The organism is Pseudomonas sp. GW822-FHT02E03 (assembly GCF_058802325.1).
Map to the genome: position 1 here is coordinate 26739 of NZ_JBXAOA010000019.1, position 24264 is coordinate 51002.

The window sequence follows — 24264 nt, forward strand, 5'->3', positions numbered from 1 at the left end:
GGAAATATTGAATCATCAGCAAGCCTCTGATAAACTAACAAGTAGTTTCTTGAGTTTTATTGAGCCTGCAAAGCGAGAATATCCATTTGAAAAAGATTATTCACATACCTACCATTAAGGACGACGGTCCAGGATATGAGAAAATTCTAGGTATTGCTCGGGAAGTATTCGATGATCCATATCACCACTTTGACTTCGACTTCAGTCGATGCGCAATGATTGATCACAATGCTGTTGTCGTGCTCGGCGCCTTGGCTCGATATGTTGATTATCATAATACACAAATGAAACTCAGCAAATCGATGCTGCTCTTTTCAAGATCCCTAACTAATGTTAGATCGGCTCCTAACGTTGCGGGCGTAATGTTTCTTGTTGAAACTATGAACTCAGCTATTCGGGAGCGACTGATAGGCAACAACTTCCTTTCACACTTTAGCAGCGGTTCTCTTGAAGGTTATCCTACAGGTGGATATCTGGGCTATAGAGAGCACAATTATTTGCAAGACGCAGACAAGATCGCGGATCACCTCCAGAACGAATGGCTTTCTGCTTCAAAGTTAAGACTTAGCGACAAACTTAAGCCCGCCATTACCAGTCGAATTCTAGAAGTCTTTAGTAATGCGTATGGTCACGGCGTATCAATCCAAGACATTAAGACCATGGGCGTTTATAGCTGCGGCCAATTTAACAACAAAGATAAAACACTTAACATCAGCGTGCTCGATTTCGGCCCGGGAATAATTACCAATGTAAAAAGAGTTCGTGGCGACATGTCAAATATCGATGCGATGCATTGGGCGCTAGTTAAAGGAAACTCCACAAGAACGGATAGCCAGCTATCAAATATCCCGCGAGGACTTGGACTAGATTTACTTCACAATTTCGTTCACGTGAATGGCGGCGAACTGCGCATTCATAGCAACGACGTAAAAGTAATCTCAAATAAAACCTCGGGACTGATCGTTGAAAAATGTGCCGGAGATCTACGAGGCACAATGGTTAGCATCAAAATAAACTGCGATGATCGATACTACCGATTCACTTCGGAAGCCGAACCTACGCAGCAACAGTATTTTTAGGAGTTATCATGGAAAAAATCAAAGTTTTTGAACTTACTGGCAGAAATGCCATATCAATGCAAAATGGCGAAAAGCTTTATAACGCGCTGCACAGTAAATTGATGGCCGGGCAGAAAATAGAGATCAACTTTGAAAAAGTTAATCTTTTCGCATCGCCGTTTTTCAATGCTTCTATTGGACTACTGTTAAAAGATATTGAAGTCGAAAATCTGCAAAAACAGCTTTCAGTGACTGATTTGAGCGACGTAGGAAGAGACTTATTAAACCACGTCATTTCTAATGCGATTACATTCTATAAAAACAGCGAGAATGTTTCCAAGGCGATTGATCAAACAGAGGCGAATAACAACGATGAGTAAAATAATAAACATCCAAAGTTCTCGCCCTGTCCACACCGACAAATACTTCGTCGATACGAATGTATGGTTTTGGTTCACATACTGCGCCTCCAAAGAAATCAATACTTCGTCAAAGCCTAGACGCTATCAGATTGAAAAGTATCCTGCTTTTATTGAAAAAGCTTTGGACGCTGGTGCTAAATTGTTTCACTGCCCTTTGGTTTTCTCGGAACTTGCTAACGTTATAGAACGCACTGAATATGACATATTCACTAGCGACAAAAAAAACGCGGGCGTCACAAGAAAAGGCTTTCGCAAATTGGAAGATGAAAGAAAGAAAGTTATTCAGGAAATAAAAATTGCTTGGTCCTCCGTCAATTCAGTCTCCACATGCCTCAACATTAACCTAAATCAACAAACAGTTACCCCCGCAATTACACACCTTGAATCTGCGCCGCTTGATGCTTACGACGCATTTTATCTACAAGTTATGAGTTCTGAAGGCATCACCCAACTTATATCGGATGATAGAGACTTTACTGTAGCGGGGGTTGATGAGCTTTATACTGCAAGTCGCTAAGACCTTTCTTATTCTCATACGCCTTAAAAATTGTCGATCTCATGTAGTTTGGCTAACGGATCGACAAAGGATGCCCTGAGCATGGCCCTCACGAGCCGTAGTCTTTCAATCATAGTCAAGGAAAGGCCGCCACACAGACGCTGATCTTGGCAAGTGGAGAAGAGTGAGGACGTAGTCGTACTGATCGGAAGACACCTTCATTTCCCGGACAGACGTTCCAACTTCTGCGTGAGGAAACCAAATCTTCGCGGGTAACTCGATACCTCGGCGCTCGTGTTTCACTCCCGGGGCGACCGCAAGAGCACCCGCCGGCACCTCAACCAATTGTTTCCGCGTCTTAAAAAAAGCGCCTGCACGCGCTGCTTGGCGGCTCGAAAACGACCACTGCATGTAACCGTCACGGGATAACACAAGGACTGCATTCTCCTCGGTGTATTGAATCCATTTCAATACGGCAGCCGTCAACGACACGCCGTATCGATCCGCACAATGTCCAAGTAATTCGAGGTCGACCACCGTTGTGACCTGCGCGCGAAAATCGTCCAAGGGCATCAGCAGATAGGATGAGAACAGATCAGCCTGCGCCTCGATCGTTTTTTCCTCCCAATCGAGCATGTCATCACCACTGCACTGAAATGCTTCCCGCATCTGTCGATGCAGAATGTAGTGGCCTAACTCATGAGCTTGGGTAAAACGAATGCGACCAGGGGATGACATTGCGCTGTTGAATAGAAGCATCCATTTCTTCCGACCATCATCTGGAAACAAGGCGCCATCGAAGCTTTTGATATCAACTGGCGTGACCTCAGATATGGGGTCGGACCAGCCAAAAATGTTGGCAGCCTCCAATGCGAGCAAAGGCACATCGACGGGGAACCTGCCCCCGCCATGCGCTTTACCGAATGCCTCTGAGATTTTAGATAGCCGGTTAGCAGCTTTCTGAGGTGTCCATACCTGCTCGTCGCTCATCAAGATCCCTTTTTGAAGGTTTCCAAAATCTTTCGAAGCTGCTCTTTCGCATCCGGCTCAAGGTTTTTGTACCCGCGAAAGAATGCATCGTCTAAATGCCGTTCCTGTGGTGCACGGACATCCTCTTCAAAAAAATACGGTGTCGCTACGCCTAAAACGTCTGCTAGGGCCGTTAGCTTTTCCGCGGAGGGCCGCTGAGATTCACGGTTTTCCAATTCCCAGAGATAGCTTTTGCTCAGACCTGCCATGTCCGCCAGCTTCTCTAAGGTCAGCCCGCGTTGCTTGCGCAAATCGCGAAGCTTTTCGCCGAGACGGGTTGTCACGATCGCGCCTCCCTTTTGATGGTGATCGGTAAAAATAGTACCACTATTCCGAACAAAGCGTTTGACAAGAGCGATAGAAGGAGTAGGTTTACAAAAAGTTCACGGTACCGAACTTTTTGTCTGGCTAGCCGATAACCCGCAGTTTAGGTGTAGTCGTCCTGCCTTCAACTGATCTATTTCCCACTGGGGGCAGGTATGTCCAGAGAACACGTTGATCACCGAGACCTCGTTCGATTTGCCGAAGAAAAGGTGAACCTTCCCAAGGACAAGGCTAGCGCATATCGAGAGCAGGCTGGACGTTTGCAGGACAAACTGGAAGGCTACCTTTCCGATCACCCTGACTTTTCATTGAAACGGATGATGGTCTCGGGGAGCTTGGCGAAAGGCACCGCGCTGCGATCCCTGAATGACATCGATGTCGCTGTCTATGTGAGTGGCTCGGATGCCCCGCACGACACCAAGGCGCTGCTCGACTACCTCGCGGAAAAGCTGCGTAAGGCTTTTCCGAACTTCACCCCTGATCAAGTGGTACCACAAACCTATTCCGTAACTGTTTCCTTTCGCGGTTCGGGCCTGGACGTCGACATCGTTCCTGTCTTGTATTCGGGCCTGCCTGAATGGCGTGGCAACCTGATCAGCCAAGATGACGGCTCCTTTCTGGAAACCAGCATCCCTCTGCACCTGGCCTTCGCAAAAAAGCGTAAACAGGCACAGCCGACTCATTACGCGCAAATCGTAAGGCTTGTGAAATTCTGGGCCCGGCTGATGAAACAGGAGCGCGACGGATTTCGCTTCAAGTCGTTCATGATCGAAATGATCTTGGCAAAACTCAGCGACCAAGGCGTCGACTTTTCCGATTACCCCGAAGCCCTACAGGCTTTCTTTACGTACATCGCTCGCTCGGAGCTTCGGGAAAAGATCTTCTTCGAAGATAACTACTCGGCCTCAAAGGTCGGTGTATTCACAGATCCCGTGCAAATCATCGATCCAGTAAACCCCGACAACAACGTAGCCTGCCTCTACACAAAGCAAAATGTCGACGCGATCATCGACGCAGCTCTGGATGCAGGTGACGCGATCGATGCAGCTCTTTATGCGCCGACAAAGCAACTAACTGTCGGTTACTGGCAACAGGTCTTTGGGTCTTCCTTCCAAGTGTGAGGTAGCAATATGTCGTCTTACAGCTATACGGTCGCGGAGACCCAAACCTTTACTCTCACCCATGCCAAGCATATGGCCGCAAAGGTCGCTGCCGATCTGATGCGCCTCCAGCGTCTTTATGGGACACCGACCACTCAACGAATTCTTGATTTCGAACAGGAGGTAACCCAGCTGTTGAAAGCGGGTTTTCTCGGATCGGTGATCTACGGATTCAAGCGTGGTGAAAACTGGATCGAACCCACACTCAACTATTCAGCGTCCGAGCTTTCGGGCACAGGGACGGACGACTCCCCTGGTCGAATTCGCCCAGGGGCGGATATCTCTGGTGCCACTTTTTACAGTTACCTGACTTATAGCGCGGCTTGGGAACGCGCTACGCAAAGCGAAAAAGACGCCTTTGAAAGGGAGCGACCATTTTCTCGTGGTACTGCTTCAGCACCTGGTGTTAGCGGCTACCTCGTCGACGACCGCTCATATTCCTCCGGTGGCCGTGCCCTCAATCGCTCGACAGTAAGGAGTTTCTAATGAGTACTAAACCTACGCTTGATGAACTGTTCGAAAACCGAGTGAACTACCCCGATTTCGAGCCGCAAGCACGCTTGGCGAGGCTTGTAGGTCTGGATGAACAGAAGCTGCGCCTGACGAAAGTCCTTGGCTTACTGGTCAACTCCACGGGACTCACCGAGTGGGCGAACAACTTTCACCCTAATTCCGTAGCCGTGTTGGAAACCGTACTACGACGCCCGCCCCTCGTTGTCCTGGCCGGCGACGTGGGCTCAGGCAAGTCTGAGCTTGGGGAAACGATTGGTGATGCGGTCGCACGTCAAGAAAAAATCGGCATCACGCTTTTTCCACTGAGTCTCTCCACACGCGGACAAGGGCGAGTCGGCGAGATGACTCAGCTTATTTCAGCAGCTTTCGACTACACCATCGAAGAAGCGCAAAAGCTCAAATCCAAGGAAGGACGCTCCCGTGGAGCTGTCATCCTGCTTGTGGATGAAGCAGACGCGTTAGCTCAATCCCGCGAAAACGCTCAGATGCACCACGAAGATCGCGCAGGTGTGAATGCTTTCATCCGGGGCATCGACAGGATCGCAAACGCTCAGCTTCCAGCGGCGGTAATCATGTGCACCAACCGCCTAAACTCCCTTGATCCGGCTGTACGTCGCCGCGCAGCTGAGGTGCTTACTTTCGATCGTCCAAATGACGAGCAGCGTCGATACATTCTGACAAGGCAGCTTGGTACGCTTGGCATCCCGGCATCAATCATCGAAGCCATGGTGAAGTTCACGGGTCCTAAAGATGGCAACGCTCCCGGCTTCACATTCTCGGACCTGACCCAGCGTCTGATCCCATCGATAGTTTTGGATGCCTATCCGACGCAAGCTGTTGATCCAATACGTGCAGTGGAAATCGCACGAAAAATGGATCCGACACCTCCGTTTCAAGATCACCTCCGTTAGCTGCCAACAGCTTGCCGTTCCACTGAATGCATCGATAAGGAGTGAATTATGGCCACCAAAAAAGATCGCATTGCCGATACAGCCTGGATGAAAGAGTCCTTCGTAGACGTTCAGGCGGAATTAGCAATCAAACTGAAGCGGGCGGCACAATCCATTTCACACGCTGGGACCCATGGCGCAGTCAACGAAGATCATTGGATCGATATTTTCCGGTCTTACCTACCCAACCGTTATGCGGTGGCTACAGGCTTAGTGATCGACAGCCTAGGAAATCGCAGTGATCAGATCGACATTGTGATTTTTGACCGCCACTTCACTCCTACGCTGCTTGACCAACAGAACCATCGATACATCCCAGTCGAAGCGGTGTATGCCGTATTCGAATCGAAGCCACATTTCGATAAAAGCTATATCGAGTATGCCGGTGATAAAGCCGCCTCGGTGCGAAAGCTGCACCGAACATCTGTTCCCATCGCGCATGCTGGGGGGACCTTTGCGCCGAAGCCGCTATTTCCAATCATCGCAGGCATCGTTGCCGCGAAATCGAGTTGGGCGGATGGGCTAGGAGAGCATTTTCTAAAGAATCTTCCGATCGAAGATATGGAGAGGTTGGATTGTGGATGCGCCCTTGATGACGGTGCGTTCGACAGTTTCGATGACAGTTTAAAAGTCGTCGGCTCTGAAGGGGCACTCATCTATTTCTTATTCCGCCTCCTCGCTCGACTCCAATCCTTGGGAACAGTCCCAGCAATCGATTGGGCCGCCTATGCTTCAGTGATCAATAAATAACCATCGATCATAACGCGAAGCTTCGGCAGTAATTTTGGAGGAGAGCCCTGGCAGCTAAAAATCCTGGGCTAAGGCCGACCCCTTAATCAAGCGTTATATTGCAGAAAAAGGTAAGTGCACGTGACCAACTCAATGAATGCTGAGATTGCCGAGCTTCTTTGGAAGTGCGACATTGGAGAGGAAGAACATGCAACGTATATAAGGCTTGTAGGAGAGTGTTTAGGCCCAATAAATAGAATAAGTGCGTTGTTTACTCGTCAATTCGGTAGCGATGTAAATTATGAGCTGAAAATTAAAACCCAAGATACGATTTCGCCAGATGCAGGGGCGATGTGGGGGCTGCACCTAATTACCTTTCAGGTTAAATTTATTGTCGAGCTTGTTAAGCACTATGAAAAGCTATATGGATTTAATTTTGAAAAAGTCCAAAGTGAGCAGCGTCACAGAAGGTTGATTCTCGCGGTTTGCTTGGCTTTTTGCCATGAGCTTGCTCATATTGTTAGAGGGCATGATTCGAATATCGTAAATGCAGAGGCACTTAATAATAGTGGCTCAAAAGCTGCGGAGGCGGATGCTGATTTTTTGGCAGGAATGCAGTTGCATAAATGGTTCACCGGCAATGCTATCGGCTCTGAACTTCAAAAGGACATTGGGCTAAATAATGGCGCTATTGGTTTGGCGGCATTATTTAAAGACGCAGGCTTTTGCACAGTGCTTCTTGCTTTCTTTCTCCACAATAAGCTGAACCCAGATAATGATGAATATCACTTGCCGAATGTTCGTGCGGCGATACTTTTATCGGGGATCTTGAGTGGGATCGTAAGCTCCTCTAAAAAATATACCCCTTATATAAATTTTTTGTTCGCGGGATACAAAGAGCATATTGAGTATTTAGAGCGTGGTGTGAGCGAGGGTTTTGACGCAGGTGAAGTTGAAAAATTCCTGCAACTTTGCCCCCTAGAATGGAAAGAACTGCTTGAAGAAACCGCAAAAGAAATGGATGGTCAAAGAAGCATGTCCGATAAAACTAGTGAAATTTGGAAAGCACTTTACGAAAGGGCTGTTAAAAATAACAATTAAATGCAATGGACGCTAAAAGTACCGCTGATTTTAGCGTTGGAGGCCGTTTGACATTGAAAGCCGTCAGGAGTGAGCGACCGCTTCTGGCCGATCTCTGCCGCTGCTGACCGGCACCTTTGGGTTGAAAGCAGACGGTCGCCCCAAGCCAGGTGCAGCCATTTTGACGCATGATGCCTAGGACCAAACCTATAATTTTGCCTGCTACATGAAAATCCACGCGCTTGAGGCATCTCGTCAAATCTTCAGCTTAAAGTGCATCAGCGGCCCATCTTTCAATCGATTCAGCACATGGGCAGTGACCTCCTCCATTTGACGGCGATCTTCTTCAATGTCTATTTCTGTTCCTTGGAACGCCTTCAGAGTAGAGCGTCCCAAGGCATCTTTGATCGATGCGCAATATGAAATGATTTTTTGTTCCCAATAGTCATCCCCGGCTTTCACATCGTCAAATTTTATTGACCTGCCTAATTTATCGAAAGCAAACACACCCCCACCTAGGAAAGTGCGGATGCGATTCGTGGGGTGATGATACTCCGCAGAACGCGCTGACATAGCTTTCAATAATGTTCCTAATAAGTAGGAAGCTCTAATGAGGCGCCTATACATGTCTTCTTCTGATTTAGGCTTCCTGTAGGTCGCAGGCAGGTGCCAAACCCAGACCCCAAACATGGTACCTGCATTGAAATCAGCGTCTGACTCTAACGCCCTTGCTTCATCATTGTTTTTCGGTATGTAGTCACAATGGCCGTGGATCGCGTGAGCTAATTCGTGAAAATACAGCAGAAGACAGGCATCCAGTGCCAGCCCCAGCGCCTCGAATCCCGCCTCATCAGGCTCCTGCACACCCGGGAATAAACAGTGAATTGAGTTCTCTCCTGGACGATACTGATTTGCCAAGCCGGCGGTGGTGCTGCCCTCTTCAAGAGCACATAATTCAATAGCGGTCGATAGGACCACAAGTAATGTTCCAGCAGCAATATCAATTCGGTACTGACCCTCACTGCCTCCAACCATAGCTTGAAAGGTATCATTGCCTCGAAATTCCCTGTCTATTGTCCAGCCCTGCTTGGCTAGCCTGTTCTCCCGCAACCCATCCATCAAAAATTCGATCTCTGAATCGAACTCCCTAAACATCTTTTCTGACAAGACTAGTCTGCCGTCAACCAGATCGTGCGTTTGGAAAATGGCGTTGAGGGTGTCGCCTTGCGGGTACGCGCGTAGGGAAATACCAGCAGACTGAGAAGATTGCCCATCTATTAGGTACATGTAGTTTTCAGCCCTATCCTATTAATTTATTGACGCAGACCGTTCCACCGAGTACCCACCTAGGCGGTAGAATTATCGCCTACCCAGCGCTATGTGCAGGTTCGGGTGATCACCCTGAACTGGTTTAGACGGCAATACACCGCTGAAGCCCCAACAGAACCGTCTCATAAGTAATCGGCGAGCCAAAGCGAAAATTGAGGTGGGCTGGAGAAATGAGTACAATCGTTGAGTGCCACAGGTAGAGGATGGTTGCATGATGAAAATCCATACAACCGTTACAAGAGCGCAGAGCACTGAATATCGTTAACGAGTGATATTGAATACTTTGCGGGCTTTGAAGTGATCTTTCATAACGAAATACGCAATCCCCGTTCCAGTTCCTATCAATATTATTAATGAAACCATGATCGAGTGAGTAGCGCGCAAAATAGCTATGAATATTGGACTCATCAAAAGGGAAAAGGCAAATCCAAGCATTATTACCCAAGCGACAGCTAGCCCCTTACCTTTGGAAACTATTTCACCGTCTTCAAGCTGTGCGGAATACAAAACATGCACACCCTGAAGTCTACGAACGAGCGCAAGCTTAACCGTTCGCCCTACCACCAAAAATGAACGCATGTAGTCGTCACAAATGACATCTTTTACGCGAACACCGTTTATTTTTACGAACGAGATAATTCTTTGCCCATCAATGTAAGAGCCAAAGCCAATTTCTTGAATGACGCCGTCCAGTATTACAAGTGCCATATAATACGCCACCTTCGTGAAAGACATTAATTTTGTGATATTAAATATTCTTAGAGTAAATGACCTTCCCATTGGCATCTTTTAAATCAATGCGCTGTGGGCCGATCAATACAAATCGTTGAGGACCGAACTGTCCAGCGAAACGCTCTCGCTCCACAGACTTCACGTAGCCGTAGATGTCGATCTTCAAGCTTTCTCTTGAAGCTTCTAAGGTTCGAGCAAGTGCTTCATCTGGAACATTTAGCAGTAACTCAGAACCACCTTGAAAGCCGAGGTAGTAAGAAGTTGGGCCAGGATTTAAATAGCAGCGGAGCTTAGGGGCCCTTGCCATAGCAACTGAATTACGCTTTTCTTCATCGGAATATTCCAGCTTATCCGAAAACAAGCAGTTATCTAGTCGAAAACCTTTAGCTTGCTGGTCATAGTTGCTAAGCGAAATTGGCGTCCAGTCATCAGAACTCAATTTGATCAGATTGTGCTGATTTGACCTTTTGGCCTCCTCTCCCACCAGGACGCCTATCGCTGTCGTCAGATCTTTCTTTTTAAATGAATCCTTCTCGGACAGTCTTTCTGACGCCAACCGATAAAGCTCGGGATTTGCTTTCCGGAGATTGAACGCATCGGCAATGGACTCAGCAATATCCTCGGGTGATTCGTTCCAATCGCGTTTCGCGTTGTACAAATTGAAAGTCGTCATTGGTTGCTTGGCGTCAAGATAGGCAGTTGGCTCTCCTATCCCCGGGTCTTGGAATGCGACCAGGCGTGGAGCATTTTCTTGCGCCTCAGTTTTTTCTAACGCAGGCGCAGCCATAGAGACTTTAGTTTTAGGAGCCTCACCTCCCCCACCACACCCCGCTAACAAAACACAGCTGACAGGTACTGCGAGCGCAAGCAATCGGCGCCCTAGGAACTCGTTTTGGCCCAAGACCATGAATTGTATCCCTATGAGTTTTCATTGATGACGGCCATCTAGTGCTCCTGAGCCACTGATTTGCCATCGCCGGCTAAAGCTACCAAAACGGTAGTATTTCGACCAGCAGCAAATTGCACCATGACGTCACTGATTTACTAGAAGACGTCATGACCACCAGCACGCTATCCATACGGCTCAAACACGCACGATTAAGTGCTGGGCTGTCTCAAGAAGAGTTGGGGATACGAATCGGCCTTGAGCCTGCTTCGGCGAGCACGCGTATGAATCGCTACGAGCTTGGCAAACGCGTTCCAGCCCCTGAGCTGATTGAACGAGTCGCAGTTGAGCTGGATCTGCCCGCAGCTTACTTCTACGCCTACCGTCATGATGAAGCGGAGCTGCTTGAGCGTTACTATCGGCTTAGCGAGTCTGGAAAAGAACGGTTGATGGCCTATCTCAACAAATTGGAATAAACCTGCTGCAATCGCTCTCCAAAAGCTCCTGCTGGTTCACTCAAGACTGAACAGCATGCACGCTGGTTTAATTCGGGAACCGGTCGCAATGTGCTGCGGACGGCTGTAGCGCCTTCCAAGCCGTACCCTGCTGCGAATGTAGTTATAGCTAAAAACAGCTCGGTTAACTGTTAGGCAAGCCTGAACTGATTGACCTTCAGACCTACAGTGCTTCCGATCACTCAACATCTAGGGCATGAAATGACAACGACTTTTCTCGTTCGTACTCAGTATGACGGCAGGGACTACAGGTCTGTGGAGGAGATTTCCTACTACGACGAAAATGGAGATGAGCATGTAGATCCGAGGGTTACAGCTCTCTGTATAGATATCACCACGTGTGCCGACCAAGGCGACGACACATGGACATTCATCAAATATCAGATCGAAGCTCGGCTACAAAAAGCGGGCATTCCTTATGGGGATATTGAGTTCGAAGAATGGCCCTGATCGGGAGCAGAGCCTACAGAATTCGGAAAAAATCGTACGCTAAGGTGTCGGACTCTAGTGGCGGGCTAGATTCAGAGTTCATCCACCTCTATCCGCCTGGCTCTCGAAGGCCCACGGGCTGTGGCCTATACTGAATCGGTCAATGTGTCCGCAACCAGCATGTAGCACTGAAAGGAATCCCCGCGATATGGCCGATATCGAAAACCCCTCTGAACAGCTTGAAGCGCATATTACCGAGTTGAAAACACAGTATCAGCGGTTGCAGGACGATTATGACGATGAAGTTCTTTTGTGCACGGGCCTGCTGCACGCCCTGGCCAATGCAGACTATGGCCTCTGTGAGGCGCTGGTGAAGCGCGCCGACTGCTCGGCTGAGCGCAAAGCCGATGCACTGCAATACATCGCCGATGCGCGTGCTGGGTATGGCTGAGCGGCTTCGTCATAGATCAACAGCGGGGGTATCAAAATGTCGAAAGGAGATCGCCTTTTCCGGGGGCCTGAAAGTCATGCTGCGGAAAAACTATCCAGGGATGCACTGGCGCCATTCCTGAAAGATCGAGGCTATGTTGTCATTGACGACAAGCGAATTCAAACGGGCGTGGCCACTCAACAGTTCATCGTCACCCGCACTCCTGATGGCCAGGTACTGAGAATGCGCGTCCGACTGTGCTGGAGGCGCGATGGACGAAATCCCAACGAGAAGAAGTACTCCGCGGCTCAACTGGCAGCGCATCTGCGGTCGGGCGGATGGGATGCGACACTGGAGCACATCACCACCCGAGACACGAAACGCGGGCTCACTCACAATCTGCTTTTACAGCGTGACGGAGGCGCCATTATCTTCGCCGCGCTCATTCCTATCGAAAGTCTGCACGATATCTGGAACCGCCAGCGAGAGGTCAGCGATGACCTGCAACGCCGTGGATTGAAGGGGCGAGCGCAGAAGAATCACGCTCAGAACGGCACCAGCCCGACCCTGTGGTTGCAGGATGACCGGACACCTGACGGACACGAGGTGGCCGATGCACTGTGGCAGTGGCCGGGTGTGATCGATTTAGCCAAGCTCACTCCCCATGCAGTGAAGTCGCTACTGGTCGATGATACCTATGACGACTGTCCGACGCCGGACTACTCGACTCTGGGCCGGGATGAAGGCGAGCGTGTGCACGCGCTTCGCTCGGAGGTCCGTCGCGATCCGCATGTACGTCGAGCTGTACTCGAAAGGGCCGAGTTTGCGTGCGAGCGTGAGAATTGTGGCAAGCGCCGGGACTTCCCTGGCTTCCTGGATGTTCATCACATCTTAGGGGCCGAGAAGTCAGATCGTGTTTACAACTGTGTGGCCCTGTGCCCGTGCTGTCACCGCGAAGCGCACTATGCGCCATATGCGGATGACCTCAACAAGCAGCTACTTACATACGCCAAGAGGTTCGGCTGAACCACTCCGCAGTGTGAGGGGCCATTACACCTGTGGGGCCAAGGGGTTAAGCGGCGGCAGGCAGTCCTTAAACTGTGTCTGGATAACTCGCATCGGGTTGATGCAGCAATCATTGCCAGTGAGGATCGCCGCGAGCATGCCCGTCATGGTCATCAAGCCGTTGGAGTTCCGCAGGACTTGCAGTACGAGTTGGGTAGGATAGCCCTCCAGGTGCCGACGCAGCGGGTGAATGCCGCTGTGCACATAGGAATTCATCGCCGACCAGGAAATGTCTTTGAACTGGATCAGCATGGATGAGGCCCCAACCGGAGCCTTCTTCACGATAGCCTCTATCATCTCCCCAACTTGGGGGAGTTTATTGGCTACCCGCGCGCTTTCCTCTGTCAGCGGTGCCATGAGCTTTTGGATGGCCAGGTCACTCGCAGCGTACAACATCCACATCGCCCTGGTGAGAGCTTCAAACTGGAGGCGTAGCGCCGACATCGCGGTGGTTGGACTGCCATGCTCGAACAGGATGCGTAGTGCCTGAGCGTGTTCTAGGGCGACTCCACAGGCAATCATCGAAGCCTCAAACCGCTCGCCGGGATGTGTGGGGACGTCTTCGAGCAGTCGCAGGATCTCGGCCTGTAGATCAGCCGAGCGGGTGAGCATTTCCTCAAGCGTCATATCGGACTTCCCTGATGCGGTATTGAAGAAGTTCGGAGTTGAGGCAATCCAGCCCCATACCATTGAGGCACTGATCTGAACTGATGAGAGTCGGTCATCTCGCAGGTTAAGGAAGACGAGTAGCCAACTGCCAAGTGGCCTCCATCTCTTTCATCGCTTTGTTCTTTTGGAGTTGGAGGCGCTCATGCGCTGTGTGGACAAGCACTCTCACCTCCCCAAACCGTGCAGCAGCCGACGTAAGTGCTTTGCAGGGGCCCATGTTGGGTATGACATCTCCAGGTTTGACGGTGGAGATGCCAAGGCAGTTACCATTGAAGGCCATCATTCGGATGTTGAGAGATGCCTCTTCCCGGGTCATATTCTCAATTGTCGTATCGATCGAGTCTCCGGTATTCCGGATCGCGGGCTCGGAGGCGAAAACTTGCGCCAATGCAGCCTCGGTCTGAGCGCTCTGCACACTATTAAGACGCTGCGCAAAACGCAGCCTGTCACTGATATCGTTGCTTGCGCGAGTGAAGTAAGAAATAAAGCGGGGCGTATCGTCGATTTGCTTTCTGGCCCTCTTCACATACGCATTCAGCGCCTCTTCGAGAGCCAGCGCGGACCGGTCCAAGGTTTCGACCTGATCAGCCCGTAACTTCTCAGTTCTAATCGACTGGCCGGCCTGTGCCAACCTTTCTGCTTCAGTATTGAAGTCTGCGACACTGCCGCGCGCGAAATGAGCGCTGGCTACAGCGCCGGCGCTGCCGACTAGATTTAGCTCCAACGTTGATGCGGTGACCGTTCCACTGAGGTTCCGACTGATTGGGAGACCGGCCAGGGACACAGTGAGGGTCAGACTCTCACCATCAACGACTCCACTTACGTTTGCTTTCGACGTTTCTATCCCTCCACCGCTTTTGACAGCTAGTTGCTGCCATGTTCCGATGATCTTTCCGTCCTGGGCCTGAGTAAGTTGCAAGAACTCAGCGCTTGATGAGTCTTTGGCCACGTAACTACCTGAAATTGAGCGGTCAAAGCACGCCGAAAGCGATATCGCAATGGACATGATCACTAGAATGCGTACCGGGCTTCCCATTCCACTCCCTCCCCCTAGACAAAACCAGTATAGGGGCTGCTGGAACAGCCTCAAGGCGTACGATTTTTTCTTAGCGTACGATTTTTTCCGAACTCTGTAGGCACCCCTTCTCTGCCGATCATGGCCACGAAGCGTGCTGGTCAAGTCCGATGCAAGTGACTGGTCAGAACGAATGCAAACGGGTGGTCAAGTGGAGTGCAATTTCGCACCACTGGCACCTTTCAGCGTCTACGCTGCTCTCAAGACAATGCAGGGATGACGCAATCCGCAAATTTTTTCGATCAAGATGGTCAAAAAACGGGGCATATGAAAAGGCTCTCGGATTACCGAGAGCCCTTTGTTGAGCGCTAATCAATCACGCAGGTGGATGAGAAAAGGAAGCCGCATACTGCCGTGCCGCTGGGGCCATGATGCTCACCATTTCCTCATGGAGGTCCTTGGGCAGTACCCGAAAACCGCCGAGCATGTTGGACTGATACTCGATGACGGTTTTCTCGATATGTGCCGTGAGGGCACACTCGATCTCACACTCCATCTCCTTCTGAGAGAGCTTCGTGCCGTAGTCAAAAATGGTCGCGTGCCATTGGCTGTCCAGCAGGTGGAAGCTCAGGACGTTACGCCGGGTGTGCTGGCTGTCGCGGAGGTAGCCGCTATCCGTGACACGATGGAAATATGCCGAGTCGATTCGGAAATGCTCATACGGGTAACCAGAAGCACTCACTTCGGTCCAGAACTCGGGCATCTGAAACACAATGCGCTGAAGCGCCGTCTCGGGAAATCCAGCCAATGGAGTCACTCGGACTTGCAGATGGCCGGCGCGCTCCCAAAAATTGGGGTGACGCTTCTCATGCCACTTGAATACGCATTTCACGCTTACCAGAAGGCCTGAAGGCGCTTTGGGCGCAAGGACATTGCGGGCATGATTCCAACACTGGAATCCCGCAGCTTGTGCAGCTCGATTGAGGCGGTCCATATGCCTCTCTCCCTGTTGTTTAGGGATCGAGTTTGCGTCGTCCTTGATATCTTGCAGGTTTTTTGCGGGCTGATCGTCTTTTATCATGACTATCTCCATTGCCCGGCAGAGGGTGCTGTTCGCGATCACCCCCAATGCCAGGCAAAAGAGCTTGGCGATTTGGGTGCATCAACAATCATTAGCTAAGGCGAACACGAGGTTGTTGTCAGACCTGTCGTTAACCATACCTGACGCTCATAGGGCTAGGGAATAGGCGCGGTATGATTGCTTGCGTCAACAGCCTCGCCACACGTGCTAACCCCCATTGGCGCGGATCACACCACCAAGGTGTGCGGATCCTTCGCCGGGTGCTTACGATGCCTGGCCCTATCGCCTCGCTTTGGTCCGTTACTACATCGGAAAAGCATTGGCGGCTGTGCGAGCGCGTACGTCGATTCCAAACGGTCGCCCCCCCGCTCAACCTCACAACTCCACAGGTTTTACCTGACGGATTCAGAGCCACACCCCCCTGGTGACGCGAGGGGCGCGAATAGCCGATAAGACAGAGCACTCGCCACATTACGAATGTCCGTCCCAAGAAAGCGATTTATCGGATTTACTTACTCATGGCTTGGTAGTGCTCCGAATACCCACACTCTTCAAAAATCAACCTCAGACCGTCTTTGAACACATCATGATCAAATTCCTTTATGTCAAAAATATTTTGACCCAAGGAATGTGATTCTCGGTTCATGTACCTATAGAACGTCGCGAACTTATCAGTCGACAGGGCTGGCTTCTGGAAAACATTATTGAAATCTTTCTTTTGAACAAAATTAAAGAAATATTCGACTATGTTCCGCATGCAGTTAGCAATCAGCACAGGTGGCGAGGCCTGGTCCTTTATGATTGACCAGTAGGAGTGGTAATCATTCTGGATTTCTTCGTACTTCATCGGAACCACGGAGCTTCCATTTGTATTTTTGAACACCCTAAATAGGTGTTGAGTATCGGCGCGCGCTTTATGATTTGTATGAGTCAACTCATAGAAGAAGTATAGGCTATGAGTCAGCACAAAGACCTGCTTGTACAGATCATCATTGATAAAGTATTTCTTTATCAACTGTCCGATGTTAAACACATAGAGATGAGAAAGACTGGAAATCGGGTCATCAATCACAACCACTTTGGCTTGCGGCACCGCTGTGGCTGTTTTCTGCCCTTTGCAAAGCTCCATGAAGTATAGAAAACTAATAACAGTTTTCTCACCTTCGCTCAGTGAGTGAAATGCATTCACTTGATCAGTAGCCCTTGATACCCGGTAGAAATTTTCACCGTGTGGCACCACAGAAAAACCATCGATGCCAATCTCAACAAGCCCAGTATTGATATTCTCAATTGACTCTTCGATGTTGACTGTTTGCTTCCTGATAGTGGCAAGCTTGCCGTTAGAGGCAGTGACATCAGTGTTTATCTTGGTGGCTTCTTGGCTTATCTCACTGGCCTCGACTTTAAGGTCTGAAGCTGAATGCGTGTAGGCAGAAATCGTCTGGTCGTAATCCCAACGCATCAGCATCCAAAAGCGCGATCTAATGTCATCCCGAGTCTTTTTCTTGTTCGCCAGTTTGTCATTATGTGCCTCGATATGCTCGTTCAGGCCGCCGACCAACTCGTTGATCGTATCGACGGCGGACTGGGTATCGGTGAGGACAACCGGCGTGCTTGGGCTTTTGATCTTGTTGCCAATGTGCAGAATGTTTTCACGGATTGAAGCTTTCAAAGCCTCACAGACAATGCTCCACGCTTCCACAACCTCTTTGCTGGCAAGCGGAGAGTTTGAAATGTCTTGCAGATTCAGGCTGGACGTCAGTGCCTCATATCGGGTCTTGACTGACTCCAACTGCTTAACATCTTGCTCGTAGGCCTCGTCGAAGACTTGGCGGATGGAATCGATAATATTTTTGGTGATCGTTTCTTGCTGACAAAAAGGGCAGGTTTGAGGATCCTTATGATCTGAAATGTACTGGAGCCCTTGCTTCACCCAGTCAGAATTACCAGCTTTGGTGATGAACTCTGCAACTGAACCTTCTTGGCTGCCGACAATAATCTTCGACCAGAGGGAGTCCCCTTCAATACTCAGCCAGCCAGCGGAAAGGGTTGGGATTTTCGTGAATGGAGCTGCACCCTCGCCTTCGATTGACGAGGCCTCTGCCTTCAAATCATCTACCGTGTAGCCAGGTGCATTTTCCGGTAAAGGCAGCCCAATAATATGCTGGAAAAGGAGTTCTGTTCTTTTGAGGCTTTCTAGGCAAAATTCCAGAACGCGATCACCACCCGAGAAATTCGTCTTGATCTCCCAGACTTTTCCGCTCGCCTTTGTCTTCTCTTGGTCGAGTTTGGTGGCATTGTCTGCGGCTAGCTTTGAATTTTCTTGCTGAGCGGCCAGATGCTTCTCCAGCTCTTTCGTCTCGGCTTCGATTTGCTGGAGTGCAACCTTGTTCTCTTTGGAGAGGGTGAAAATCCCTTTTAAATTATCCTCTTCGTAAAAGTAGTCGTTCAGGAAGCTTTGGTTGTACACCAAAATTTCACACGGCTGACTGGTTTTCAGGCTGCATTTAGCAAAGCGTGGCGCGCTCTGATTGTATAAAAACTCGGAGATGGTGCTCTTCCCTGCCCCGTTGAGCCCATAGATTAGCGACGTCTTGTTGGTGGGCGAGAGAGTAGATTTTGATCTGTAGCTGGTGACGCCATCCACGTTCATTTCCGTGATCACAACCTGACTCCTGAATGCTAAATGGCTTTGCGCCATCTCTGTTGGCGAGAAGGAGCATAGGCGAGCCAGGAGCTGCCTGCCATACCGACCTTAGGTGGGTGGTATCAAAGCATTTCAGGTGAATTCTCGGAGCTGGCTTGGCCGACGCGAAGCCGTGATAGGGCATGTGCGGGAATCGCGAGGTGGGCCTTGGCTAACGGACTGATGTATGGCTCATAGAGGCGGACCTCGACTCAGGCACAGACCCAGCATATTGGTTTCCGTGCAGCGGCTTGTCAGCTGAGATCTGTCACTCATCCGAGGGCCATCAACGTTTCGTGCTGTTCAGTTGGTCAGCTCAGCGCCACCGCGCCCCTCCACTGCTGAACCAGCATCGCATTATTGGCCTGCGCGGTCAGAGAGCGGCTCAATACACTCTGCAAGGCTGTGGGTCCTATACGAGCAGCTCCCGCAGGCATGGTCTCAACCTGTTCAAATGTTGGAGGCTTGCTGTAACCGAGAGCCAAAAATGCCAAGACCAGCACCAGTGTCCAGCGCATACAATGTCCCTATTGTTTGTCGATTTTGTAGGTGAGTCTGGAGCAGTTCACCCACGCTCCTTTTGCATGTTCGATATGACACAAGAACATGCCCTCCTCCCACGCTGGCCCCCTTCTCGCCAGAGGTTAAACGTAGCCCATAGCGCCCCATTTCACCCGGTCCACTCATAGATTTCTGAGTGTCCAAAGAATGGTTTCAAGTCACCTTGGTTGCCACCTGTACCTTCTTTAATGGGGCAGAATTATCCGCTGATGTCCGTCCACGTTTGCGCGACCCCGATGGAGTTAATCCAAGATTCCCGGCTGAGCTAAATCACACCGGGACTCACGATCAATGCCTTCAGGCGCGCAATGTTTGAACGCGTCCGGCGAACTCACTTAGGCACAGGCAAACTGACTTTTCGACAAGGAGATGATTCTTTGGCTGTCGTCCGTTTCAAGCGAACAGCGAAGGCCCTTTAGATTCTGACCTTCGCCGTTGGGCAATACCAAAAGATGAGCCATTACTCGAACAAATCCGACTCATCATGCATGACCACGAAGCCATCCTGTGGAATGTATTTAAGGTAGGTACGAAGGTCGATTTGTGAGCCCGTGTCCCCTCGCTGGTTAATAAAACCACGATTCGCGAATCGCCTATAAAGCAGGCTCTTCCCTGTTTCTTCCAAAAATGAATCCAGTGCCGCTTTGCGTATAAACAACGCATTGTTGCGGTAGGGACCTGAGGTGAAAGCGATGAGAGAGCCTGCCTCATCCAGCCATCCACGTTGCTGGTCCCATATGAGACCCAATGTCTTAACAATATCTTGGCACGGCACATCTAGACTTGGTCGATCAGTCTCAGATGTAAACTCATACTCCCATTCGCCGCCCCTGCTCAATGTCACCATTGTGCGTGCCATCCCGTCACAATGGGTGTTGGTCGTTCCTTCCTCTACAAACTGATTGAAAGCGGCGCCGTCCGGGTACTCCCCTAAAAAGCTTCTGTAACAGCTCGCATGATCAGAGAAAGCACGGTCGATGCGATCGTAGGATCTCGTACCGAAAACCTCTTCATCAGCTAATACCGACGTGTAGAAAACATCAAATGAAAGATACGGCGTTGTCCACGCATCATCCTCACCCAAATCGTTGGCGGCTTCATTACGCTGTAGAGCAATCCACACTACACCGTTGGTGTCTGTGCAAGATAAGCGGGTCTCGTGTGTCGCGAAATCATCGGTCTTTACCCATTTTTTTACATCGCTTTCATGAGAAGGAAAAGCGTACTCGCGCCGGCGCAGGATGCTGTCGGGATAGGTCCGCTCGGAGATCACATCTCTCATGTCGGTTAAATCACGCTTTCGCACATCCACTGACCAGTAATGATCTGGTCCAGGCACAGTGCCCTGATATGACGCACACGGCTGAATGTGATCTGAAAGGACCCCGAGCAGTCGATGGAGTGAGATCCAGTAGTATTTTTTGCCCAGCCGTTCGGCATAGCCCGCTCGGGCACGGCCGGAGCCAAACTCACTATTCAAGGCTCGGTCGTAATTCAGTACTCCTTCCTTGTAGCCAGGAAACCCGAGCCTCAAGGTCTCGACCATAATCCAGCAGGCAATGTTTTCCTTCGTTACCGAAGCAGCCTTCAGATCAAACCCTGAGACCTTCCCCTCCACCTGATACCGCCAAAAATCGGGCCCAATGTTTGAGCCCCAAAGCTTCATATCTGAGGGAAGATGCTCCAGATCGAGAAGTGGCTTGGCATCCACGAGCGTCGGCCATGCTTGTATGACTGGACTTTTACTCGGAAAGCGCCCCAACCGCTCTCTTAGCGGCTCATCGATACCGTGATCTTTGAGTAACTCCGCGAGCATCCGAATCGAATCCCGAATGATCACATTGGCTCGGTCGTATCCGTGAGAGACCAGTACCCGAAGGGCTGGAATGAATGCGGGACGCTGCGCGCGTGCGATCAAACATGCGCTATATATGGCCTCAGTCACACTCTCAAGAATGTAATCATCATCGGACGCCAGGAAATTTCTTGCAAATCCAGCTGCGAGCGGAGGATCAGCCACTATCAAACGCACCAGTCCTTTCGATGCTTGATCGCGAACGCGACGGTCCGCGCAAGACGTCAGCCACCCAAGAACAATGGTAGCTAATCGTCGGCTTTCACTTGGCCATCGCATAATGTCAGCGGTCAGAGAGGCATTCAGCAGGGACTTGACCGCGCCATTATTGGCGTATGACTTGAACGCTGCACGTGATAGGTAAACATCCCTATTTACCAAAGGCTGGCGAGTCAAGAAGTTGTCCAGCCATAGCTCTGCGTTAAGACGGTGGTTAGGCACCAAACTGACTTTTACAAAGACTTCGTATAAGTCCTCCCAAAGTCCCGGCACCTTCAGTGCAGCAAAGATTTCATCTTCCAGGCCGTTATTTTCGAAGCTCTTGCTAGAGCGCCACGCTAATCCGTGAACGAACAGTCGGTTGGCAAGCTCCGTCTCCAATCCAATATCGGGATTTACGATTTCAATTCCCGTTTTCTCGGGAAGTACCGCCGCGAGTACTTCCAACAAGCCTCTGTCCTCAGGCGGAAGCGAGACCAAGCTGGCGCCTAATCTTTTCACATCGAGTTCACCAGACTCATGTGTGTGACCATCTACCAGTGCAATGGCTCGAAGGACGTCGCCATATCGCTCGTATCCAAGCCTAACCGTCCAAGTGTCATCGGTTCCTTCAGTGAGTATGACTAGGCCTTCACGCTGAAGCTCTCGAATGAATACTTCAGGCGTGAGTTCCGGCCCCACTACGTCACGAAGGCCGGCAGCGCAGGATTCCCAAAGCCGATCACTTGCTGATGCACTCGTGAGCCTTTGCGCCAGACTCAGCATCGATTGGCGGACCAAATTTTTCGGACTTGAATAGCCTAGTCGTTCTTTGACCGCGGCGTTGCTATGTTTGAGGTGCCGTTCGAGCAAGGCAGAAAAACCTGGCAAGGATACATCGAGGGTTTTGCTCCCCTCCTCCTGCAAAGTTTTGCATGCCAAATGGAGGAATAACGGATTGCTCAACTCCTCCGAAAAAAGAGGAGTGATTTCTGCATCAAGCCCATAAAAATCAGCGAACGCTTGGAGTGCTTCGACTCCTTGTCCGTTAAACCCTCGGTGTTCAAATGCATAGCCTGGAAATCTGGAATCAGTAACCAAGTCTTTATAAGTATCACGAGCAGATACGCAAATTTTTACTCCAGGGTATGGCTTACACTGCTGGATCAGTTCGGGAAGCTTTGCCTTCCAACGGGCAGCAGCCCGACTTTCATTCAGTGCATCAATGAATATCACGAACGGTAGGCCTGCGTGCTCGGCGGACGTGCTCAAACACTGGAACAGATCATCACGCCCAATTTGAGCACCAAAGCCAAGCTTGCTTCGAATGGTTTCCCAAGGCTCGCCACCATCAAAATCGTCTCCAAACACCACGAGAGACAGACCACCTTCTGCGAAACGCCGGTAGGCCGCGCTGACTATTGCGTGGGTTTTTCCGACACCCGCCGGTCCGACGAGAAGCAACGAGTTGCCCTCTGAAACGCTCAGTTGGGGACAGGTCAGAATCTTTTCCATAGATTGATTAAGCTGGAAAAGCTCTCTTGCCGCGTCCATAGCCCCGGCGGGAAAAGCGCACATGTACTCAGCATTAAATTGCCGAAAACTCGGGGTATCACTTTCGACACCATGCTGCTGAGCAAACGCCGCCTCTTGACTCTCCTTTGCTGTGAGCAAAATGGGTTGTAGCTGAATAACCGTTTTCAACGCTTGGGTGACTGACTGCTCCGGCTTCTCGACCTGCCGAACCTCAGTTAACTGTGACGACAATTGTTCAAGCAAGCTTTCTGCTTCTGCTTTTTTGTCCTTGTTGATCAGATCGAAAACGTCGTCCGTGCGACCGCGCAGTGATCTCAGCTCGCTTAGGATTGGGGAAAATATCTGGTGTCGCCAGTTTGAAAAATCAGCAGTGCCACCGAAGAAATCCAGGATGTCATGGGCATCGGTCACCACGTCTAATTGGCCCATATACCGCGGACCAGCAAACTCACGAGCCTGGTCAAGGCATTGCTGAACCTGAACCGGTGTAAGTACAGAATCGTCAAACCAGTAACGACGGATCCCTCCATGCGTATCCAAACGCTGGAGCTGTTCACGCATCACTGTAGCGCTACACAAGGTGATTTTGACGCGCTGACCTTCAGCTTCGGTACGCTGTTCTAGCTCCTCTTTCCAACTCTCAAATCGCTCGACCTCACCCTGCCCGCGCGCGCCTCCCGCGACTCGCCCGGTTAGATCGAACGGGATGTAGATCCAGTATTCTGAAAGGGCTGGATGGTTCAGGCGGGCCGCTGTGACCGATTTTGTTATTTGCCCTAGCTCTTTGGCGCCAAGCTGGAAAAAATACTTTGCCTGTACTCCCAACACTTCCCCATTTGGTGCGCGGAAATACGCCTCAACACCACCGTCTCCACCATCGCCCCGGAGGCTGTAGAAGCTTGAGCCCTCGGGAGCATCGCAACTAAAGCGGAAAAGCTGCACCGCTAAGGCTTCAAAGCTGTCATTTTTGCTTTTTGGAGCGCTGCGGATATTGGTGAAGTCGATCGTTGGCATACGTGCTGCTCCATCTGATAATTTCGGATCCTAAAATATTCTACTGGTAGTTAACCTTAGGTGACATGGACTTCCTGACTAACTCGCCACCACGACCTCGATGACGTCCTACGCAAGTTGAACGGCCGGTATTCAGTTGAAATGACCACGTCTGAAGCAGATGGTAAGCGTCCAAGCGGCATGGATCTTGGACAATTGAGTGGCCGTCATCTCGGACTCATCACAAACTCACGTAGAGCGCCCAAGCAACCGTTTCACCAGGCCGAAATCTACCTTTAGTTAGTTTTACGCCTGCGGCGGGATAGCCGCACAGCGGGATGCGTGCTCCACAGATACAGAAAAAATGGTAGCGCAGCCTTGTTTGTTGACATGGTCGTTCTCTTATCGAAACTGAACAAACACCAGACCTTTGTGGCCAGCTCTATTGACCGCTTTGGCGACATCTACCTTTCTCGAATATCAGTAATGGGCTAAAAATTGCCCTTCACGCCCCAACATTGCA

Annotated in this window: 22 protein-coding genes; 11 read left to right on the forward strand and 11 right to left on the reverse strand. The window is 50.4% G+C overall.

Features of this window, described 5'->3' with window-relative positions; all coding sequences use genetic code 11:
• The first annotated feature begins 59 nt into the window (after positions 1 to 59).
• Genes AC1RQB_RS15920 through AC1RQB_RS15930 form a run of 3 tightly spaced genes read left to right on the forward strand, consistent with a single transcriptional unit; the run spans position 60 to position 1997 of the window.
• Positions 60 to 1079 carry a hypothetical protein gene (locus AC1RQB_RS15920; RefSeq protein WP_241824454.1) on the forward strand — a complete coding sequence of 340 codons (1020 nt, stop codon included), beginning with the start codon at positions 60 to 62 and terminating at the stop codon, positions 1077 to 1079.
• Between the two features lie 8 nt (positions 1080 to 1087).
• Positions 1088 to 1438, forward strand: coding sequence for an STAS-like domain-containing protein (locus AC1RQB_RS15925; protein ID WP_063341188.1), 351 nt, complete (start codon positions 1088 to 1090; stop codon positions 1436 to 1438).
• On the forward strand, positions 1431 to 1997 hold the full coding sequence (locus AC1RQB_RS15930; RefSeq protein WP_157893821.1) for a type II toxin-antitoxin system VapC family toxin: 567 nt from the start codon (positions 1431 to 1433) through the stop codon (positions 1995 to 1997). Before AC1RQB_RS15925 ends, AC1RQB_RS15930 begins: the two co-directional genes overlap by 8 nt.
• A 105-nt stretch (positions 1998 to 2102) precedes the next feature.
• On the opposite strand, the gene AC1RQB_RS15935 is transcribed toward AC1RQB_RS15930, so the two are convergent.
• Together AC1RQB_RS15935 and AC1RQB_RS15940 are read right to left on the reverse strand one after the other, a co-directional pair.
• Positions 2103 to 2966 carry an ImmA/IrrE family metallo-endopeptidase gene (locus tag AC1RQB_RS15935; protein WP_063341189.1) on the reverse strand — a complete coding sequence of 288 codons (864 nt, stop codon included), beginning with the start codon at positions 2964 to 2966 and terminating at the stop codon, positions 2103 to 2105.
• Positions 2966 to 3289, reverse strand: a complete 324-nt coding sequence (locus AC1RQB_RS15940) for a helix-turn-helix domain-containing protein (protein WP_063341190.1) — start codon at positions 3287 to 3289, stop codon at positions 2966 to 2968. Before AC1RQB_RS15940 ends, AC1RQB_RS15935 begins: the two co-directional genes overlap by 1 nt.
• A 195-nt stretch (positions 3290 to 3484) precedes the next feature.
• On the opposite strand from AC1RQB_RS15940, the gene AC1RQB_RS15945 reads away from it, so the two are divergent.
• From AC1RQB_RS15945 to AC1RQB_RS15965, 5 genes are all read left to right on the forward strand, one after another.
• On the forward strand, positions 3485 to 4450 hold the full coding sequence (locus tag AC1RQB_RS15945; RefSeq protein WP_063341191.1) for a CBASS oligonucleotide cyclase: 966 nt from the start codon (positions 3485 to 3487) through the stop codon (positions 4448 to 4450).
• A 9-nt stretch (positions 4451 to 4459) separates the two neighbouring features.
• Positions 4460 to 4975 (forward strand): HORMA-1 domain-containing protein, encoded by a 516-nt coding sequence (locus tag AC1RQB_RS15950; RefSeq protein WP_063341192.1) that lies wholly within the window; start codon positions 4460 to 4462, stop codon positions 4973 to 4975.
• The gene (locus AC1RQB_RS15955; RefSeq protein ID WP_063341193.1) at positions 4975 to 5913 is read left to right on the forward strand and encodes an AAA family ATPase; all 939 of its coding nucleotides are present in this window, start codon (positions 4975 to 4977) and stop codon (positions 5911 to 5913) included. The genes AC1RQB_RS15950 and AC1RQB_RS15955 overlap by 1 nt, the downstream gene beginning before the upstream one ends.
• Before the next feature lie 48 nt (positions 5914 to 5961).
• Positions 5962 to 6702 carry a DUF6602 domain-containing protein gene (locus AC1RQB_RS15960; RefSeq protein WP_081235227.1) on the forward strand — a complete coding sequence of 247 codons (741 nt, stop codon included), beginning with the start codon at positions 5962 to 5964 and terminating at the stop codon, positions 6700 to 6702.
• 120 nt (positions 6703 to 6822) lie between these two features.
• Complete coding sequence (locus AC1RQB_RS15965; RefSeq protein ID WP_131815973.1) at positions 6823 to 7782, forward strand: hypothetical protein; 960 nt, start codon at positions 6823 to 6825, stop codon at positions 7780 to 7782.
• 234 nt (positions 7783 to 8016) lie between these two features.
• On the opposite strand, the gene AC1RQB_RS15970 is transcribed toward AC1RQB_RS15965, so the two are convergent.
• The 3 genes from AC1RQB_RS15970 to AC1RQB_RS15980 all read right to left on the reverse strand — a co-directional run bounded on the left by AC1RQB_RS15970 (position 8017) and on the right by AC1RQB_RS15980 (position 10729).
• The gene (locus tag AC1RQB_RS15970; RefSeq protein WP_063341195.1) at positions 8017 to 9048 is read right to left on the reverse strand and encodes an FHA domain-containing protein; all 1032 of its coding nucleotides are present in this window, start codon (positions 9046 to 9048) and stop codon (positions 8017 to 8019) included.
• 303 nt (positions 9049 to 9351) lie between these two features.
• Positions 9352 to 9798 (reverse strand): hypothetical protein, encoded by a 447-nt coding sequence (locus AC1RQB_RS15975; protein ID WP_063341196.1) that lies wholly within the window; start codon positions 9796 to 9798, stop codon positions 9352 to 9354.
• A gap of 40 nt (positions 9799 to 9838) precedes the next feature.
• On the reverse strand, positions 9839 to 10729 hold the full coding sequence (locus AC1RQB_RS15980) for a hypothetical protein (RefSeq protein WP_063341197.1): 891 nt from the start codon (positions 10727 to 10729) through the stop codon (positions 9839 to 9841).
• Between the two features lie 149 nt (positions 10730 to 10878).
• Here AC1RQB_RS15980 and AC1RQB_RS15985 point away from each other — a divergent pair, with 149 nt between their 5' ends.
• From AC1RQB_RS15985 to AC1RQB_RS15995, 3 genes are all read left to right on the forward strand, one after another.
• Positions 10879 to 11184: a helix-turn-helix domain-containing protein gene (locus tag AC1RQB_RS15985; RefSeq protein ID WP_063341198.1), complete on the forward strand. Its 306-nt coding sequence runs from the start codon at positions 10879 to 10881 to the stop codon at positions 11182 to 11184.
• Between the two features lie 676 nt (positions 11185 to 11860).
• Positions 11861 to 12103, forward strand: a complete 243-nt coding sequence (locus AC1RQB_RS15990) for a hypothetical protein (RefSeq protein ID WP_063341200.1) — start codon at positions 11861 to 11863, stop codon at positions 12101 to 12103.
• A gap of 36 nt (positions 12104 to 12139) precedes the next feature.
• Positions 12140 to 13108: an HNH endonuclease signature motif containing protein gene (locus AC1RQB_RS15995; protein ID WP_063341201.1), complete on the forward strand. Its 969-nt coding sequence runs from the start codon at positions 12140 to 12142 to the stop codon at positions 13106 to 13108.
• 24 nt (positions 13109 to 13132) lie between these two features.
• Here AC1RQB_RS15995 and AC1RQB_RS16000 read toward each other — a convergent pair whose 3' ends face one another.
• From AC1RQB_RS16000 to AC1RQB_RS16025, 6 genes are all read right to left on the reverse strand, one after another.
• Positions 13133 to 13774: a DUF6988 family protein gene (locus AC1RQB_RS16000; RefSeq protein ID WP_198537189.1), complete on the reverse strand. Its 642-nt coding sequence runs from the start codon at positions 13772 to 13774 to the stop codon at positions 13133 to 13135.
• Between the two features lie 106 nt (positions 13775 to 13880).
• Entirely contained in the window at positions 13881 to 14852 is a 972-nt protein-coding gene (locus AC1RQB_RS16005) for a hypothetical protein (RefSeq protein WP_063341203.1), read from the reverse strand.
• Between the two features lie 355 nt (positions 14853 to 15207).
• Positions 15208 to 15912: a hypothetical protein gene (locus AC1RQB_RS16010; protein WP_063341204.1), complete on the reverse strand. Its 705-nt coding sequence runs from the start codon at positions 15910 to 15912 to the stop codon at positions 15208 to 15210.
• Between the two features lie 508 nt (positions 15913 to 16420).
• Positions 16421 to 18577, reverse strand: coding sequence for an AAA family ATPase (locus tag AC1RQB_RS16015; RefSeq protein ID WP_063341205.1), 2157 nt, complete (start codon positions 18575 to 18577; stop codon positions 16421 to 16423).
• A gap of 332 nt (positions 18578 to 18909) precedes the next feature.
• The gene (locus AC1RQB_RS16020; protein ID WP_063341206.1) at positions 18910 to 19116 is read right to left on the reverse strand and encodes a hypothetical protein; all 207 of its coding nucleotides are present in this window, start codon (positions 19114 to 19116) and stop codon (positions 18910 to 18912) included.
• A gap of 503 nt (positions 19117 to 19619) precedes the next feature.
• Positions 19620 to 23762, reverse strand: coding sequence for an NACHT domain-containing protein (locus tag AC1RQB_RS16025; RefSeq protein WP_063341207.1), 4143 nt, complete (start codon positions 23760 to 23762; stop codon positions 19620 to 19622).
• Positions 23763 to 24264: the final 502 nt, after the last annotated feature.